The 16737-nt window shown below is 62.8% G+C and carries 16 protein-coding genes and 1 pseudogene; 1 reads left to right on the top strand and 16 read right to left on the bottom strand.

Translation table 11 applies throughout. The features are described 5' to 3' along the window. Position 1: 1 nt before the first annotated feature. From AC1DVM_RS03715 to AC1DVM_RS03775, 13 genes are all read right to left on the bottom strand, one after another. Positions 2-895: a polysaccharide deacetylase family protein gene (locus AC1DVM_RS03715; protein ID WP_477252127.1), complete on the bottom strand. Its 894-nt coding sequence runs from the start codon at positions 893-895 to the stop codon at positions 2-4. Beyond that, entirely contained in the window at positions 885-1652 is a 768-nt protein-coding gene (locus AC1DVM_RS03720; protein WP_477252129.1) for an ABC transporter ATP-binding protein, read from the bottom strand. Before AC1DVM_RS03720 ends, AC1DVM_RS03715 begins: the two co-directional genes overlap by 11 nt. After that, positions 1642-2412, bottom strand: coding sequence for an ABC transporter ATP-binding protein (locus tag AC1DVM_RS03725; protein ID WP_477252130.1), 771 nt, complete (start codon positions 2410-2412; stop codon positions 1642-1644). Before AC1DVM_RS03725 ends, AC1DVM_RS03720 begins: the two co-directional genes overlap by 11 nt. Beyond that, entirely contained in the window at positions 2409-3389 is a 981-nt protein-coding gene (locus AC1DVM_RS03730) for a branched-chain amino acid ABC transporter permease (RefSeq protein ID WP_477252132.1), read from the bottom strand. Before AC1DVM_RS03730 ends, AC1DVM_RS03725 begins: the two co-directional genes overlap by 4 nt. A gap of 8 nt (positions 3390-3397) precedes the next feature. After that, a complete protein-coding gene (locus AC1DVM_RS03735; RefSeq protein ID WP_477252133.1) occupies positions 3398-4255 on the bottom strand; it encodes a branched-chain amino acid ABC transporter permease in 858 nt (285 codons plus the stop codon). Positions 4256-4288: 33 nt separating this feature from the next. Continuing rightward, on the bottom strand, positions 4289-5428 hold the full coding sequence (locus AC1DVM_RS03740) for an ABC transporter substrate-binding protein (protein ID WP_477252134.1): 1140 nt from the start codon (positions 5426-5428) through the stop codon (positions 4289-4291). A gap of 36 nt (positions 5429-5464) precedes the next feature. Beyond that, positions 5465-6136 carry a cysteine hydrolase family protein gene (locus tag AC1DVM_RS03745; protein WP_477252136.1) on the bottom strand — a complete coding sequence of 224 codons (672 nt, stop codon included), beginning with the start codon at positions 6134-6136 and terminating at the stop codon, positions 5465-5467. A gap of 119 nt (positions 6137-6255) precedes the next feature. Further along, a complete protein-coding gene (locus AC1DVM_RS03750) occupies positions 6256-7011 on the bottom strand; it encodes a GntR family transcriptional regulator (RefSeq protein WP_477252137.1) in 756 nt (251 codons plus the stop codon). A gap of 93 nt (positions 7012-7104) precedes the next feature. Continuing rightward, a complete protein-coding gene (locus tag AC1DVM_RS03755; RefSeq protein ID WP_477252139.1) occupies positions 7105-8028 on the bottom strand; it encodes an isocitrate lyase/PEP mutase family protein in 924 nt (307 codons plus the stop codon). Beyond that, positions 8021-8935 carry an isocitrate lyase/PEP mutase family protein gene (locus AC1DVM_RS03760; protein ID WP_477252140.1) on the bottom strand — a complete coding sequence of 305 codons (915 nt, stop codon included), beginning with the start codon at positions 8933-8935 and terminating at the stop codon, positions 8021-8023. Before AC1DVM_RS03760 ends, AC1DVM_RS03755 begins: the two co-directional genes overlap by 8 nt. 29 nt (positions 8936-8964) lie before the next feature. Continuing rightward, a complete protein-coding gene (locus AC1DVM_RS03765; protein WP_477252142.1) occupies positions 8965-10377 on the bottom strand; it encodes an acyclic terpene utilization AtuA family protein in 1413 nt (470 codons plus the stop codon). After that, positions 10374-10676 carry a DUF4387 domain-containing protein gene (locus AC1DVM_RS03770; RefSeq protein WP_477252144.1) on the bottom strand — a complete coding sequence of 101 codons (303 nt, stop codon included), beginning with the start codon at positions 10674-10676 and terminating at the stop codon, positions 10374-10376. Before AC1DVM_RS03770 ends, AC1DVM_RS03765 begins: the two co-directional genes overlap by 4 nt. A gap of 84 nt (positions 10677-10760) precedes the next feature. Further along, positions 10761-11936: a CaiB/BaiF CoA transferase family protein gene (locus AC1DVM_RS03775; protein ID WP_477252145.1), complete on the bottom strand. Its 1176-nt coding sequence runs from the start codon at positions 11934-11936 to the stop codon at positions 10761-10763. Between the two features lie 771 nt (positions 11937-12707). On the opposite strand from AC1DVM_RS03775, the pseudogene AC1DVM_RS03780 reads away from it, so the two are divergent. Then, positions 12708-13045 (top strand): annotated as a pseudogene (locus AC1DVM_RS03780) (IS630 family transposase); the annotation flags it as partial. Between the two features lie 36 nt (positions 13046-13081). Here the strand turns inward: AC1DVM_RS03780 and terL are convergent. The 3 genes from terL to AC1DVM_RS03795 are packed head-to-tail and all read right to left on the bottom strand — an operon-like array spanning position 13082 to position 16492. Beyond that, positions 13082-14554, bottom strand: a complete 1473-nt coding sequence (gene terL / locus AC1DVM_RS03785) for a phage terminase large subunit (RefSeq protein WP_477252146.1) — start codon at positions 14552-14554, stop codon at positions 13082-13084. After that, positions 14547-15002 (bottom strand): DUF5681 domain-containing protein, encoded by a 456-nt coding sequence (locus tag AC1DVM_RS03790; protein ID WP_477252147.1) that lies wholly within the window; start codon positions 15000-15002, stop codon positions 14547-14549. The genes terL and AC1DVM_RS03790 overlap by 8 nt, the downstream gene beginning before the upstream one ends. 11 nt (positions 15003-15013) lie before the next feature. Then, positions 15014-16492, bottom strand: coding sequence for a site-specific DNA-methyltransferase (locus tag AC1DVM_RS03795; RefSeq protein WP_477252148.1), 1479 nt, complete (start codon positions 16490-16492; stop codon positions 15014-15016). Between the last annotated feature and the right edge of the window lie 245 nt (positions 16493-16737).

A 16737-nucleotide genomic window follows, 5' to 3' on the forward strand; every position in this document is an offset into this window, starting at 1 on the left:
CTCAAATATCCCGCGTCGAGGTCGCGGCCATCTGCGCATTGTACCAATCGGCGATTTCCTCGCCGGTCGCCATCCACACCCGTGGGTGCGAACGGATATAGGCGAGCGCGTTGTCGAGATATTTCAGCCGGTGCGGACGTCCCATGATGTAAGGGTGCACTGCGATGTTCATGACCCGTGGATGGACCTCTCCCTCGCGATAGAGCGTATCGAACATGTCCCGCGCCATCCGCTCGAATTCGGGGCCTTCGCCCGACCCTGCATGGAGCACCGAGTCGTTGAGATCCATTTGGTAGGGAAGGCTGAGCAATCGGCCCTTGCGCACGTTGATCGGGGTCGGCTGATCGTCGTGATAGAAATCGCAATAATACTTGATGCCGGCTTCGGCCACGAGATCGGGCGTGTTGAGCGTATGGGAGGCTGCCGGCGAGAACCATCCGGCGAGCTGCCGCCCGGTCAGGCGGCGATAGGTTTCGACGCAATCGGCGATCATCGCGCGTTCTTCGTCCTCCTGATAGCCCCAGAGATACTGCGTGTTGTAGATGCCGTGGCACATGTAGTCCCAATCCCGGCGCTCGCAGGCCTCGAAGATCTGCGGATAATGCTCGAAATTGGCGAGGTTGAGCGACACCGTGCAGCGGATGTCGTGGGCGTCCATGACCTCGAACATGCGCCACAGGCCGACGCGGTTTCCGTAATCCTTTGTGGCATAGCCCAGCACATCCGGATGGGGAATGCGCGGCCAGGGATCGCGAATCCGCACGGGATCCGGCAGATATTCGTAATGCTCGATATTGGGGCAGACCCAGACGGCGATCTGCGCGTCGTTCGGCCAGCGAAAAGGCTCGCGCGATACGATGGCGCCGCCGACGAAGCGTTTCGGATCAGACAGCATGTGGGCTCGGCTCTTCCGAGCGGCCCAGATAGGCGCCGGCGATCTTGGGATCGTCGATCAGGTCGGACGCCTTGCCGCTCATGATGGTCTGTCCCTGGTCGATCACGAACGCCCTATCGGCGATCTCGAGCGACATCAGGGCATTCTGCTCAATCAGCAGAATGGTCGTCTTCGTATTGCGCAGACCCGCGAGGATCTCGAAAATCCTGTCGACGAATTTCGGCGCGAGCCCCATGGACGGCTCGTCCAGAAGAAGGAGATCGGGCTTGCCCATGAGTGCGCGGCCCATCGCCAGCATCTGCTGCTCACCTCCGGACAGCGATCCCGCCATCTGGGTGCGCCGTTCCTTCAAGACGGGAAAGAGATCGAACACATTGGCCATGATGGCTCCGGCCTCGCCCTTGGGCGTGCGTTCCAGCGCGCCGAGTTCGAGATTTTCCACCACGGAGGAGGCCGGAAAGACGCGGCGGCCTTCGGGCACGACGCCAATGCCCATCCGTACCAGGTGGTGCGTTGCAATCCCCACCGTGGAGCGGCCGCGATAGCGGATATCACCCCGGGCGATCTCCACCGAATTGAGGATGGCCTTGAGCGTCGTCGTCTTGCCGGCACCATTCGCGCCGATCAGTGCCACGAACTCACCCTCGCGCACATCGAGATGGACATCTCGCAGCGCGCGGATGCCGCCGAAATTGACGGCGAGCTGCCGGACCTCGAGGAGAGGCGGGGTGGCCGATTGTGCTGTCTCAGGCTGCATGACGTCTCCGTCCGAGATAGGCGACTATGACGTCCTCGTTGCCCTGGATGTCCTGCGGCGTTCCCTCGGCGATATTGCGTCCGAAGTTGAGGACGCTGATCTGGTCGCACACCGACATGACGACGCGCACGGCGTGTTCGACGAGGAGGATCGTGACCCCGCGCGATACGATCCCGCGCAGAATTTTCACCACGCGGTCCATCTCGGTCGGGTTCATACCGGCGAGCGGCTCGTCGAGCATCAGCAATTTCGGCTGGGTGGCAAGCGCGCGGGCGATTTCGAGGAGGCGCTGCTCGCCATAAGGCAGGCTTCCGGACACGGTCTCCGCGCGATGCGTGAGACCCACATCCGAGAGCAGGGCCATGGCCTTGTCCCTGGCGCGGCGCTCCGCCGATCCATTGCGCATCAGCAGCGCCGAACCAAGGCCGTAGCCAAGATGGCGATGTTCGCCGATGAGCACGTTGTCGAGAACCGACATGGCCTTGAAAAGGCGCAGATTCTGGAACGTCCTTGCGATTCCGGCGGCGTTGACGACATTCGAGCGCTGCCCGGCGACGTCCTTGCCGTCGATGAGGATTCGGCCGCCATTGGGCTGGATGACGCCGGTGACGACATTGATGAAAGTCGACTTGCCGGAGCCGTTGGGGCCGATCAGGCCGTGAATGGTGCCGGGCCGGATGGTCATGTGGACGTCGTCGAGGGCTGCAAGCCCGCCGAAGTTCTTGGAGAGTCCGGAGACGTCGAGGAGTGCGGCCGTCATGGTTGCGCCTCCGTCGACACGATGGCCTGATCGGCCTTGTGTCTGCGTGCCGCGAGTTTGCCGCGGATGACCGAGCCGAGGGAGATGAGACCGCCCGGGAGGAAGAGCATCACCACGATCACGATCACGCCCCAGATCAGATAGTAATAATCCTGAAGCGGCCGCAGCACCTCGGGCAGCACATAAACGACGAAGCTTCCCAGGATCGAGCCCGCGATGCTGCCGGTCCCGCCGATGATCATCATCATGAAAATGCGGATGGAGACGTCGAGGGAGAAACTGTCCGGATTGAGGAAGCGGATGTAATGGGCATAGATGGCCCCGGCAAAGCCGGCGAGCGCGGCCGAGATGACGAAAGCGGAAACCTTCGTCACTGCGACATCGATTCCCATGCAGGCCGCCGCCGTCTCATCGTCCTTGATGGCTTTCAGGGCGCGGCCAAATCCGGAAGCGACCAGCCGGATCATCAGGAAGACGATGAAGGCTAGGCAGATCAGCGCGAAATAATAGTAGTTGAGATTGGACGTAAGATCGACGGCCGGGACGTACGGCCGGGGGATGTTGGCGACGCCGTCGATGCCGTTCGTGAGGAAGACCCAGTTAATCGACAATAGCTGTGCGATCGACCCGAACGCGATGGTGATGACGGCTAGGAAGTGTCCGCTCCATCGCAGCGCCGGAAAGCCGAGCAGCAAACCGGACGTCGCCGTCAGCAGGATCGCCATCGGGGCCGAAAGCCAGAACGGCCAGCCCTGATACACGGACAACAAGGCCGAGGTGTACGATCCGATGAGGAAGAAGCCCGCATGTCCCAGTGAGATCAACCCGCCGTAGCCGCTGATGAGATTGAGGCTCAAGGTGAGGATCGAGAAGATCAGCACCATGATCATCAGGTGGAGGGAGTATTCCGAGAGGAACAGCGGAACGACGATCGCCGCGAGGATGACGGCGAGCGCCAAGGGGTGGAGGCGGCCCATGCGCGATCTCATCGGTGATGCGGGAAGAGGCCTTGCGGCCGAAACAGAAGGACGAGGATCAGCGCGAGAAATGTGAAGACCTCCCGGTAATGCGACGAGATGTAGAAACCCACCAGGTTGTCGAGCACGCCGATCAGGAGTCCGCCGATGAGCGCACCGATATAACTTCCGAATCCGCCGATAATGGCGGCGATGAAGGATTTGATCAGGAGCGGCAAGCCGAGGCCGGCCGACACGTAGATGATCGGCGCCAGCAGCACGCCGGCGAAACCGGCGATTGCAGCGCTGAGCGCGAAGCCTTGCGCAATGGTGCGATTGACGTCGATGCCCATGAGTTTGGCCGTTTCCCGATCCTGGGAAACGGCGCGCAGGCGTTTGCCGAACGATGTCTTCTGGGACAGGAAATGCAGCCCGATCGCCAGAACGACCATCGACGCGATGACGACGAGGGACTGGCGCGGGACAACGACGCCCGCCAGCGATAAGGGTTTGCCGGCGATCAACGGTGGGAACGAATAAGGTTGCCCGCCGTAGATGATCTTGGCAGCGTCGGACAGCACGATCTGCAGGCCGATCGTGACTGTCACCACCGTCATCTCCGCCGCGCCGATGACGGGGCGGATGACGACGCGCTCGGTCGCATACCCGACCATGGCTGGCACCAGAACAGCCAGCGGAAGAACCATCCAGAGCGGCCAGCCCAGGGTGACGTGGCACGTCAGCGCCACGAACATGGCAATCACCACGAACTCGCCCTGGGCGAAATTGACGACCGAGGCGGTGTTCCAGATCATGACGAAGCCGAGCGCTATCAACGCATAGGCGCAGCCCGTCGCGATCCCCGAAGTGGCAAGCTGGAAGAACATGGTGTTTCCGTATCTGGCGACGCGCGGACGCTGCTACTCGCGAACCGAGACGACTTCGGGAACGAGGTCCTTGTTATAGCGGATGACCACGGAGGCGTGGATCATGTCGCCCGTCGGCGCGGACGGGTGATAGGTGCCCTGTACGCCCTGCCAGGTATCAACCGACTTGAGATACTTGAGAATGGCCTCGCGGCTCGGGCCCGCCTTGCCGATCGCATCGACGATCATGTTGACGGCATCGAAGTAGATGACCGAATGGCCGATGGGGTCGCGGTTGAAGCGTTTCTGGAACGCCACGTTGAAAGCCTTCGACTTCTCGTCGGGCTTTGTGTGAACCCAGCTCAACGGCCCGACGACGCCCTCGGCATTGGACTTCGCCAGATCGAGGAAGATGCTGTCCGCGGAATTGAAGGCGAACATTCCGCCGAAGCCGAGATTGTTCAGATCCTTGATAAGCAGCGCGCCTTCGGGCTGGTTGCCGAGATTGACGACCACGTCCACGCCGGACTGGATCAACCGCCCTGCGACCGAGGTGAAGTCCTTGTCGCCCACCGCGTAGGAAAGCTCGACGACCGGATCGAGGCCGTGKGTTTCCTTGAGGATTTTCACGAACACGTCACGGCCGCTGCGGCCGAACTCGTTATTGGCGTAGGTAACGCCGATCTTCTTCTTGCCTTCCTTCTTGACGAGATAGTCGGCCATCGCGCCCATCCAGTCCGTATCGGTGGAACGCGCGCGGAAGATGTGCTTGTGCCCCTCCTGGGTAATGCGTTGCGCGACCGAGGAAGTGAATTGCGGAATGCCGGCCTCGGCGCCCACGAACAAAGTGGGATAGGTCACGCTCGACCAATCCGGCCCCATGAAGGCGACGATGGACTTGTCGCCGACCAGACGCCGGATGGCGCTGAGCCCCACATCGGGCTTGGCCTGGTCGTCCACGACGACGAGTTCGAGGGGCTTCTTGGTGCCGTCCGGCAGCGCCACGCCGCCCTTCTCGTTCACGAGATCCACTGCCCATTGCGCGGCCTCGCGAATGCGTTCGCCATTATTCGCGCCGGGGCCGGTCAGCACCGCGTCGAGGCCGATGCGCACCGGCTCCTGGGCCAATGCCGGCAAGGCTGCCAGCGTCACGAAACCTGCCGTCAGATAGGAGAGAAAATTACGCCGTGTCATCGTGTTCCCGTCCTTGTTGATTTTCGATGGTCTGGTTTATTCGGCAGCCTGGCTGTGCGATCCGCGCTGCCAGATGTCGAGGAGTTCGTCGGAGGTCGCCATCGGGTAGCGCGCCTCGCACAGGCGCATCGCGCCCTCATGGAGAATCTTGTTCGGGCTCGTGATGAGGTCGTGGACCACGACCATGTAATAATCGTGATACGAGCCGCCCCGGATGGTGGATTCGACGCAGCCTTCGCTGGTGGTTCCGAGCACCGCGAGCGTTTCGATGCCGTTGGCCCGAAGCAGCTGGTCGAGGTTGGTGTGGACGAAAGCGTCGGGGCGAAATTTCTCGATCACGAGATCGCGCTCGCGGGGAACAAGCCCGTCCACGAACTCGGCTCCCCAGCTGCCCTTGAGCGTATAATCGGGGCTTTTTCCATCGCGGCATTTGAACCGCAGCCACGCCGCGCTGTCGCTCTTGCCACCCGGCAGCGTCAGCTGGCGGATGAACACCACGCGGATGCCGAGATCCTGCGCGCGGTTGACGAACGAGACGAGGGCGGGAAGCACGGCCTGCGTGCTGCTGAGGTCTTTCTTGTACCGCGCGAAGTGGCCGTCGGGATGGCAGAAATCGTTCTGCACGTCGACCACCACCAATGCGGTCGTCGCCGTGTCGACCAACTCGTCGAGGGTGTCACGAACCGAAACGCCGTTGATGCTCTTCATCAGCCCCTCTCAACGCCTTTTGGCGAACGGCAGCACGATGAGCGTGGCCGCCAATCTTGTACGGACAACCGTACGACCAAAAAGGCGGAGCCGTCAATGCAGATGACGAAGGGGAATGCTCATTTTGTCGGCGGGCGGTTGAGGCGCAGCTGATAGGTGAAGCGATCCTTCGGGTGATAGTTGAGCGTGACCTCGATCGGCTGGGTTCGGGAACTGCGATAGCGGCGGATGATCTGCAGGCCAGCGGCCTCCGGCTTGACCGCCAGCAGGGCTGCGATGTCGGCCGGGATATTCATGGCGGATATTTCCTGCTCCACCGATTGGAGYTCCTCGCCATGCCGGTCGATGATCATCTCGTAATAGGTGGCGGTCGCCGGCGTTTCGTTTGCGATCTCCGGGAAGCGGTCGTCGATATAGATTTCCGAATACGCAATCGGACGCTTATCTGCCCCGACGATCGATCGCAGGCCCCGCAACCTGATCCACCGGTCGCCCACCGCACAGCCGAGGAGCGGAATGTCCGCAGCCGTCGCGACCATGGGCTCGCGGTCGATGAGCCGAAGCACGGTCTCAGTGCCGTAATGCATCAACCCCGATACGGAATCGAGCGACATCAGATAGTTGCTCTGYGTTTCCACGGCAGTCACGCGCGTGCCGATGCCATGCGCCTTGCTGACGATGCCGAGCTCGCTCAATTGCCGAAGGGCCTCGCGTACGGTGGCTCGACTCACGTTGAAGCGCTCGCACAGGACGCTTTCCGGCGGCAGGAGATCGCCGACCGCATATGTGCCGCCCGCGATGTCGCGCATCAGGGAATCCGCGACACGCGCATACCGGGGCTGCTTCGATGGGCCGAGCATCACTGACAATGGCATCCCTCAAGAAGAATTTCGAATGCTGCCTTTAGGCTAATCGCTATATCAAATCAAATACAGGGGTCGATGACCTTCTTCCCCCGCTGCTTGCGCTCATTTGCCCGCCGGTGACACAGCGAAGCGTTTCTCGGTCGCGGTCCAGCTCTCGTAGTCGAAAAGCGACCAGAGCTGCCGGTGATCCACCATCCGGTCCTTCCACGCAGCGGTGGTGCCGTCGCGCGACAGGGCCGCCAGCATGTCGGCGCCTGCGCGGGCGATAGTGCGCGTCAGCGCGTTCGGATAGATGACGATGCTGAAGCCGTATTCTTCGAGATCGGCCGCAGGCGTAATCGGCGTGCGTCCACCCTCCACCATGTTGGCAAGGACCCGGCAGGGGACATCCTGGGCCACGCGCCTGAGCTCACTCTCGCTTTCAGGCGATTCGACGAAAAGAACGTCGGCGCCGGCTTCCGCATAGATACGCGCCCGCTCGATTGCCGCGTCGAGGCCGTGTTCGCTGCGCGCATCGGTTCTTGCGACGATGAGGAGGTCGCTGTCGATTCGCGCATCGGTCGCCGCCTTGATCCGCCCCACCATTTCGTCGATGGTGGCGAGCTGCCGGCCGGCTTCATGGCCGCATTTCTTGGGCCATGTCTGATCCTCGATCTGCACCGCGCTCACGCCTGCGCGCTCGAATTCGCGGACGGTCCGGATCACGTTCAAAGGCCCGCCATAGCCAGTATCCGCATCCGCGATGAGCGGGATCGACACCGAGTCGGCGATGCGCTTCACCCGGTCCAGGATTTCGCCGAACGACATGAGGCCGACATCGGGCGCGCCCAGCGCCGATATGGAGACACCGGAGCCGGTCACGTATAGCGCGCCGAACCCCGCTCTCTCGACGAGGCGCGCCGTCAGGCAATCGAACGCGCCCGGAGCAACGACGATCTTTCCGCTCTGGACAGCGCCGCGCAGAGCGGCGTTGCGCCCGGCCGCGACACGCAGGCCGAGCGGATAGGCGTTCCCGCTATCATTCATGTTCCTCGGCTCCTTCGTGGAATTTTCGCTTTAATTGATCGGTTGGAAGAAAGCGGCGCTCCAGGGCCAGCACGTCGTCCATGCCGATGAACCGTTGAAATTCCTTGAACTCGGCGATGCGGTCCTCATAGCCGACGATGCCGCCGGTTTCCTTGACCGTTGCGAGCACGCTTCGCATCGCATGCACGCTCGCCAGCAACACGGTCAGCGAGAGTGAGACGCGGGCGACGCCGGCTTCCTGCAATCGCTCGAATGTCAGCGCCCTCGAGGTCCGCCCGCCTTCGACGAGTGACACCCCGAGCGGCCCGTTCAGCCCGGCGCGAATGGCCTTGATCTGATCGAGCGTCTCGATGGCGTCCACATAGACCATGGTGGCGCCCGCCGCGAGATAGCTATTGCCACGGGCGATAACGCCCGGAATACCTTCCACGGCCAGCGCGTCCGTCCGGGCGTTGATGACGAAATCCGGATCGCTCAACGCATCGCGCGCCGCCCGGATCTTCAGGCTCATCTCTTCGGGAGAGACGAGTTCCTTGCCCGCCAGGTGACCGCACCGTTTGGGCGCGACTTGATCTTCCAGGTTGAAGCCTGCCGCGCCGACCCGCTCGAATGCGCGCGCGGCGTAATGGACGTTGACGGCATTGCCGAAGCCTGTGTCGGCGTCCGCCATCACGGGCACGCTCACCGCGTCCACCATCCGGCCCGTTCGCTCCACCATTTCTCCGAGGCCGATCAAACTGTAATCGGGAAGGCCGATGGTCGTCACGCTGATGCCGAGCCCGGTGCATTGCACGGCGTCGAAGCCCGCGCTCTCGACGATCTTGGCGCTGAGCGGATCGTAGGCGCCGGGCATGACCAGAAGCGTCTCCGCCTCGATCAGGTTCTTCAATCTGCTCGTCTTTCGCACCTTAATTCTCCTTGCCATCGATCCCGATGTCAGGCGGCCTTGTCGGATTCCACATTTTCGAGATTCACGGGAAAAAGATCCGGGAGGGAATCGCATTCCATCAGGTGGTATGCGGAGAAACGATAGGCCGCGCCCGCCGAAAGCTCCGGTGGCGTGAAGGGGAAGGCGATGTTGCCGCCCGTGGAAAGGCGACCGGCGAAACCGTGATGAAGCAGATATTGCTTGGTGACGCTGATGACCGATTTCGCCAGTTCGGCGGTGCCCGCGATACACTCCACCAGAAAGAAAACCTCGGCGGCGTCGCCTCTCGGTTTTGTCGGAAAAAGGCTGACGGCGTTCTCGCCATAGATGCGGAAGAATAGATCGTACGTCGCGTCTTGCGTCGGCGGAATGATTTCGCTGACGGTCTTGCGAACCTCGGTGACGATCTCGGCCGAATTGGCAATGACGCGGGGATCGCACGAGCCGGCGCAAAGGATCGCGCGTTCGCCCACCCATTCGGAGGCCTCGATCTTCACCGTGTGCTGGTCCGCGGGGTGCCAGGTGGCGCCGCAGACGCGCGTGCGGCGCTCGTCGATCGCCTCGAACCGAGCGTCACCGACATGAAGCATGCCCTCGGGTTCGTACACGGTGAGCGGGTCCGCCTGCTCGTAGAGCGAATGGGCCGCCACCGACAAGGGAGTCGCGGCCCGCGCAGGGTTCATGCTCTCGAGGGTAAAGCCGTCGTCATCCAGGGTGCCCAGCATCGCGTCGCGACCGCCGGGGATGCAGCAGATGGACGTGCATTCGATGATCTTTGCCATGTGGATCGAGGATGCGATGGGGTATCCCAGCATGATCGGGGCGGCGGCGAACACGGCGGTGTCGCAGGCGCGGCCGGTGACGATGACGTCCGGCTCCGTCGCCATGGCGCGAATGAAGGCCTCGACACCCATCTGGCCGACGATGTGACTGGCGCCGTCGACCGCCTCGGCCGTGAGGGGCGGCATCGTGGCGATGGGATGAGTGCGCCCGGCGGCGATCATGTCGCGCAGCCCGTCACGCGGGATGTCGGCCGGTATCCACGCCAGCCGAAATGAACGGCTGTGTTCGCGGGCGATGCTGCGGATCATCTCAAGCGTTTTTTCGAGATGCGGCAGGGCGCCGGCGGTCCCGGCGGTTCCGATGACGAGCGGCACGCCCGCGTCGAGCGCGCCGAGGAGCACGAGGGTGAGATCGCGGCGGGTGATCGAAGGCGCGGTCGCGAGATTGCCGGAGCCCAGATAATACGGCCCTACATCGATCGACCCCATGTCGCAGCCGATGATATGAGGATCGCGCAGAAGACCCGCCCGGAAAGCGGCTTCGGGAATGCCGTATCCGAGCTGACCGGACGCGGCCAGAACCCGCATCGGCTTGCCGGGTCCTAGGCCTGCGCTCAGCAGACGCGCCATCGCCGTCATAGTTCGATCTCCAGAAGGGGTTTGTGCTGTTGCGCGCCGTAGACGTCCGCGTCCCCGGGCGACCCGGCGATCACCGGCCGGTCGATAACCACCTTGATGGCGAGGGCAGATCGGAAAGGGACGACCGCGACGGTCGTCGGTTCGACGCCGTAGAGCGCGGCGATCCGGGACGCCGTCAGCGCTTCCGACTGCATCGCGATCTCGTAGGCATTGCTGTCCGCGAACATTAGATCGAGGGTTACCTGGAGCGGCCCGGCATTCTTGCTTCTCAGGACCTTGGCCAATTCCGTCAATTTCATCGCAAGCCCTCGGACGCCGTTGCGAGCACAATACCCATGTCTGGCTTAGTTGTACGGACATCCTTATATGAAAGGATATCGGGGTCAATTGTTTGCTGGCGCGACGGCGTCGATCTCGGCTGCCGACAGGCCCGCGGCGGCAAGGATTTCCCGCGTATGGACGCCGGGGGGCGCGATTTCGGTGGCTGTCGGCGGCGTCCAACTCTCCATGCGCAGAGGCATGGTGGGGATCGGGATCGTCGTGCCGTCCAGGAGGGTCGTGTCGACCAATTGGCCAGATTGGCGCAGGTGCGGGTCCTCGAAGAGGTCCTCGGGCCGCCCGACCGGTCCGAATGGCATGCGGGCCCGCTCGCAGGCGGCCAGAAGTTCGTCGCGGGTCATGGCGCGGAATATCGCCGCGACCTCCGCGTCGAGCTCCGCGCGATGAGCTCGACGTCCCGCGTTGGTGGCGAAGACCTCCCGCAGAGCAAGATCCTCGCGGCCGAATTCGGCGCAGAAACGCGCCCAAGTTTCATCAGTGGTGATCCCGACGAAGACGGGCCCACCCTCTCTGGTTTCGTAGATGCGATAGACGGCCCACGCGCTGTCGCGGACCGACATCGGTTGGACCGGCGTTCCCTGCAGCGCCGATTGCACCATGTGCTGGCCCATCAGATAGACTGCGCTCTCGTAAAGCGCGCCCTGCACCAGCTGGCCTTGGCCCGTCTTGTCGCGCTCCCGCAGCGCAGCGAGAATCGCGAAAGCGCCGGCCTGGCCGCCCATCACGTCGATCACGGACGCCCCGGCGCGAAGCGGCTGCCCCGGCGGCCCTGTCATGTAGGCCATCCCCGACATGACCTGCACCACCTCATCGAGTGCCACTCTGTTCTCATAAGGGCCTGCAAGGAAGCCCTTCAGCGCGCAGTAGATGATCCTAGGATGAAGCGGTTTGATGTCCGCATACCCAAGGCCCAGGCGTTCCATAGTACCGGGAGCGAAGTTTTCTATTAGCGCATCGCTCGTGCCGATGATCTTGAGGGCCGCATCCCGCCCTGCATTGCTCTTGAGATCCAGAAGCACGCTCTTTTTGTGACGATTGTAGAAGGAGAAATAGCCGGCGCCCGATCCTCCTAGATACCGGGTGCGGTCTCCGTTGGGCGGCGTTTCGATCCGAATGACTTCCGCCCCCAGTTCGGCAAACAGCATGCCCGCCGCCGGACCCATCACCGTGTGTGTGAACTCGACGATGCGGAGATCCGAGAACGGGCCCTTGAAACTCATCCGACGCCTCCACGACATGATTGAGCTCATACGGGGTAAAGATATACGGACAACCTGACAAGTAAAAACCACACAGGTGTCGCGATCCCAAGGCCCGGGGGCAATTCCGCAGGGTCGCGGTCGTCGCCCGTTTGTCGGCAGAGGAAAGTGGCCGAACGGCTTCATCGAATCCGGCATGCCCAATCAAAGGAAGGGGCATGCCGAAGATCAAACGCCTCTCGAAACCGAGTTCACGTCCAATCGGGATCGCAGGCGCCTTCCGGGCCTTCCGAGCTTTCAGGCCGAAAGCCGGATGTGGGCTTACGAGGTATAGGCAAACTGGGTTCGGCTAATCTTTCGCAAGGCCGATCGCTAAAGACGGTCGAGACCCCGAAGGCCCCTTTCCGCCGCATGACCGGAACGGGTCGTCCACCCGTGCCCCAACTCCGAACCGGAGGGCGCAAGCGCCTCAGCGGATCCCCGATACATGAGCATAGCGGTGCCTTAAACGTGTACTTCCGACCACGAGAGCAGCAATTCAAGATGGTCGCGTGTCCCCGCAACCAGTTCGGTTACGTGGGCCAGCTAACAGTGATGCGCGCCACGATATCATCAAAGTACCTTCAATCGCGTCGTTTAAACCCAGGCTGGGCGTACAACGTCCTTTCGCTCGCGCGCCTGGGACGGCCGGAGTGATCGCGCGCGGGTGGTGTGTAGTCGAGCGCCCAGCTCGCCGAGTCGACCTGATCATCATGGCGGCCATTCGGGAACGACAGCAACTCATCAAGCCAGACAGCGACCCTGATCGCCCATCTCGACGAGATCGCCAGAACGGTGGCCAAGGGCGCGCGTGCGGTCCTGCTGCTCCGCGCCGGATGGGACACCACTGGCAAGCTTGTCGTGCCCGCAAACATCTCCCGGATCTTCCTGCCCTCCCGCGCCCCGCAACTGAGCCGGTCGAAAATGTCCGGCAGTATCTGCCCGCGAACTGGCTATCCAACCGCGTCTTCGACGCCTACGACGACGACATCATCGACCCCGCCTGCGACGCATGGAACCGACTCGTCGCCGCAGCCCCGACCCTCACATCCATCGGAAGGCGAGAGTGGGCTACTGTGGGTCAATCGTGACGCCGTTGGTGTATCGACTGCCGATAAACCTAGTGCTTATCCTCTCCCGAACCCGGCAGGTCGTTTGAACCCGGCCGGCCGACGCACACTCTTTGGCCGCTCGCGGGGTGTTTGGGAAACATGCAAAGGATGCGTGCGGGCGGTCAGGTAGTGAAGCGCCTGGCTGGTCGAGTCTACCTGATCGTCATGCCGTCCGTTCGGGAAGGCGAGCAGTTCGTCGAGCCAGTTGGCGAGCCATGATGCATCCTGCGGCACATGAACCTGGCCGGCCTCGAAACGAGCGGACTGAGCCAGGAAGCGCGCTTCCTTGTCGAATCGAGGCCTCCGCAAGATCGCTCGCCACTCGCCGGACCGCCGCAGATCCTGCGTGATCGCCCGTCCGATGTCGGTGTCTTCGATAATCGTTTGATCGGCCTTCCAGGTCTGGGACAGGCGCACCACCTCACGCCGGAGCTCCGGCACCTCGAAGCGGCCCCTCACGAGGTCGAGAAGGTAGAAGTCAAGGCCCTTGGCGCCCCAGACGGTTCCGACAGAATAGTCGGAAGTCTCCGACAGGGTGGAGGCCGTGTCCCAGCTGGCGATCACCATGTCGAATGCAGGAGGCCGCTCGGCGTAGGTGCGCAGCCACTCGCGTTTGACGATGTTGCCCTCCGGCGGCACCGGTGCCTGCTGGTATTGGGCCGAGAAGGTCAGAGATCCTTGCGAGCGGCGCATCTGCTCCAGAATCTCGCGGGGCTCGCGGGCTGCATGCAGCACCTCACCAGGGCGCCGGAAGTAGACGTCCTCCGGATCCTCGCCGAGCCGATAGATCCGCTCCTCCGTCTCGATCGCCGGGATTGAGACCACTTCCCAGTCTCCTTTGGTGAGCACATGGCCGACCAGATCGTCCTGGTGGAGACGCTGCATGATGATGACGATGGCTCCGGTCCGTTTGTCGTTAAGGCGGGTGTAGAGGGTGTTGTCGAAGGCTTCGTTCACCCGCCGGCGCTCTTTCGCTGACAGAGCGTCCGTCGCCTTGATCGGGTCGTCGATGACGATGAGGTCCGCCCCGCGACCCAGGATCGAGCCGCTCATGCCGGCGGCAAAGCGATAGCCCTGCTGAGTCGTCGTCAGCTCCACATTGCGAGGACGCCGGGAAGCGAGCTGCATCTCCGGAAAAAGCTCCCGATACCAGGGGCTGTCGAGCACCGTGCGGGTATCGACCGACAGCTTGCGGGCAAGATCATCGGCATACGAGGTGCAGATGATACGCCGGGTCGGATCCTGGCCCATGAGCCAGGCGGTAAAGCCCACCGAGACGGTGATCGACTTCATCGAGCGGGGCGGGACGTTGATGATCAGCCGCCGCACCTCGCCGCGCGCCACCCGCGTCAGCTGCCAGCACAGATGGTCGATGTGCCAGTTGTGCTCGTAGGGCGTGCCGGGCTCGAGGGTGGCGAAGACCTTGCGGCTGAAGACCGACAGATCCTGCCGCAGGAAAGCACGCAGAAGGCGCGCAGGATCAGTCATGGTCCCGGTCCTCGCCAACTGCCATGCCGGGATCACCAGGAGGACGCGGCGGATCGGACCCGCAGCGCTTTCTTGCTGAGCCGAGAGCCTCCTCCAGAAGCACTCGATCTTCCTCGGGCAGCTCGGCACCCTGCTCGGGCTCATGATCCGCATAGCGCTCGAAGCGGTCGAGCAGACTATCCGTCGCCCGCCACTGCCCGCGCAGACCCTCCTGAGCCTGCCGCAACATCAAAGCCTGAATCAGCGGGATACGGCGGGTGCGCCCGCCTTCGGTGATCTCGATCTCGTTGTCCAGGACCTCGAATAATATTGTCTTGATGTTGCGGCTGCCCTTCTTGCGTCCGCCGGGATTACCGGATTGCCCCGGCTTGAACTGGGCGGAACGCGGCGGCTTGCCCCGGCCGACCTCATAGGCGGCCGGGGCGTTGGTGTTTTTCTTGCGGGTCATGACGAGCCACCTCATGCCGCCCGCGGCGAGCGCCGCCGGGCGCGAACGAGGGGTGCAGCCTCGACCGCAAAACCTGCTTCGCCGTCGCTCCGGGGATCCGCCGGCGCGTTTCGTCGCTCGGCCATCTCGGCGAAGGTGAGTCCCGTCTCAGCATGCCGGGCCGCCTTTCCCGACCATTGCTCCCAGCGCAGGACGCCAACATCGACGTAGTGGGGATCAAGCTCCACCGCAAAGCCACGCCGCCCGACCTTGGCACACGCGATGATGGTGGTACCGGACCCGGAGAAGGCGTCGAGCACAATGTCGTTGCGGCTTGTCACGTCCCGGATGGCATCGGCGATCATCCGCACGTTCTTCGGGGTCGGGTGCAGTTCGAGCTCCTTGCGCAGGCTGGCGGCGCCCGGGTAGTCCCAGACGTTAGTCCGGTTCCTCGAAAATCGCCCCAGCTGCACATTGTTCTGGCCGGGAGCGCGCGGATCCCGGAAGACAAAGACGAGTTCATGCTGGGACCGATAAAGCGAGCCCATCGCTCCGCAGCCCTTGTTCCAGATGCACAGGTTTTTGAGCGCCAGGCCGGCTGCCTGTCCGGCGGCCAGCATCTCGCCCATATGGCGCCAATCCATGAAGCAATACTGGTGCCCGCCGGGAATAAGAAAGGCCGAGCTTGCCTGCAGGAAGTCGCTCAGGAAGGGAGTGAAGTTCTCGCCCAACTCGCCCGCTCCCATGACGAACTCCTTATGTCGGCCCCGTTTGGCCACATGGCCCGAGATTTTGACGTCGTATGGGGAGTCGTGGATGCCCATGACGGCGCGCTCCCGACCAAGGAGCCTGGCGTAGGCATTGGTGTCCCGGGCGTCGCCGCAAATCAGACGATGCTCATCGAGAAGCCAGAGATCGCCGATGCGGGACACGGGAGGGTGGATGAGATCGATGTCCCGCGTAAGATCATCGGGCTCCTGATCTGCCCCCGCGGCCTGGCCCTCGATCACCTGATCGATCTCAGGGGAGGCAAAGCCCGTGATCGTGAGATCGAAGCTGAGGTCGAGAGTGAGGTCAATCTCCAGCAGTTCCTTGAACTCGAGCGCCAGCAGCTCCTGGTTCCAGCCCGAGGTCTCGGCGAGGCGGTTCAGGGCGATGCGCAGGGTGCGCTTCTGGACGTCGTCAAGATGAGCGAGGCGAACGACCGGAACGGAGGCGTAGCCGGCCTTCCGGGCGGCTACGAAAATGCCGTGCCCGCCGACGATCTCGCCCTCAGCGTCGACGAGGATTGGCTGGACGAAGCCGAAGGCGTGGATCGATGCGACAAGCTGCTCGATGTGCTCAGCCGTGTGAGTGCGCAGGGCGCGTTTGTAGGATTTGAGGCTCTCAACCGGGACATATTCAACGGCGAGCTTCAGGTCGTGGTAGAGGGCCTTCGCGCTTGGGCTGGCGGAAGGAACTGCGGCCACTGAGTTCAGCGCCGAGATAGGGTTAGCGGTTGGATCGCTCATGGCGATGTTCCTTCAGGACAATAGGGGGCAACCCCGCCGCCAAGAGCCTTTGGCAACGATCACCGCGAGATCAGACATCTCGAGAAATGACTTGACCCGACATGGGCCGAGGGCTGTCCGCGAATTGCTCCCGGAGGAAACTGCCGCTAGACAGATGGAGCTCTACAAGAGGTTTCGAAAAAACGCAAGTGTCTGATTCAAAAAGCTTTTCGTGACAAAGAGAGTGTCCGGGGCTTGCGGAACAG

Source organism: Microvirga sp. P4_A5 (assembly GCF_056402495.1).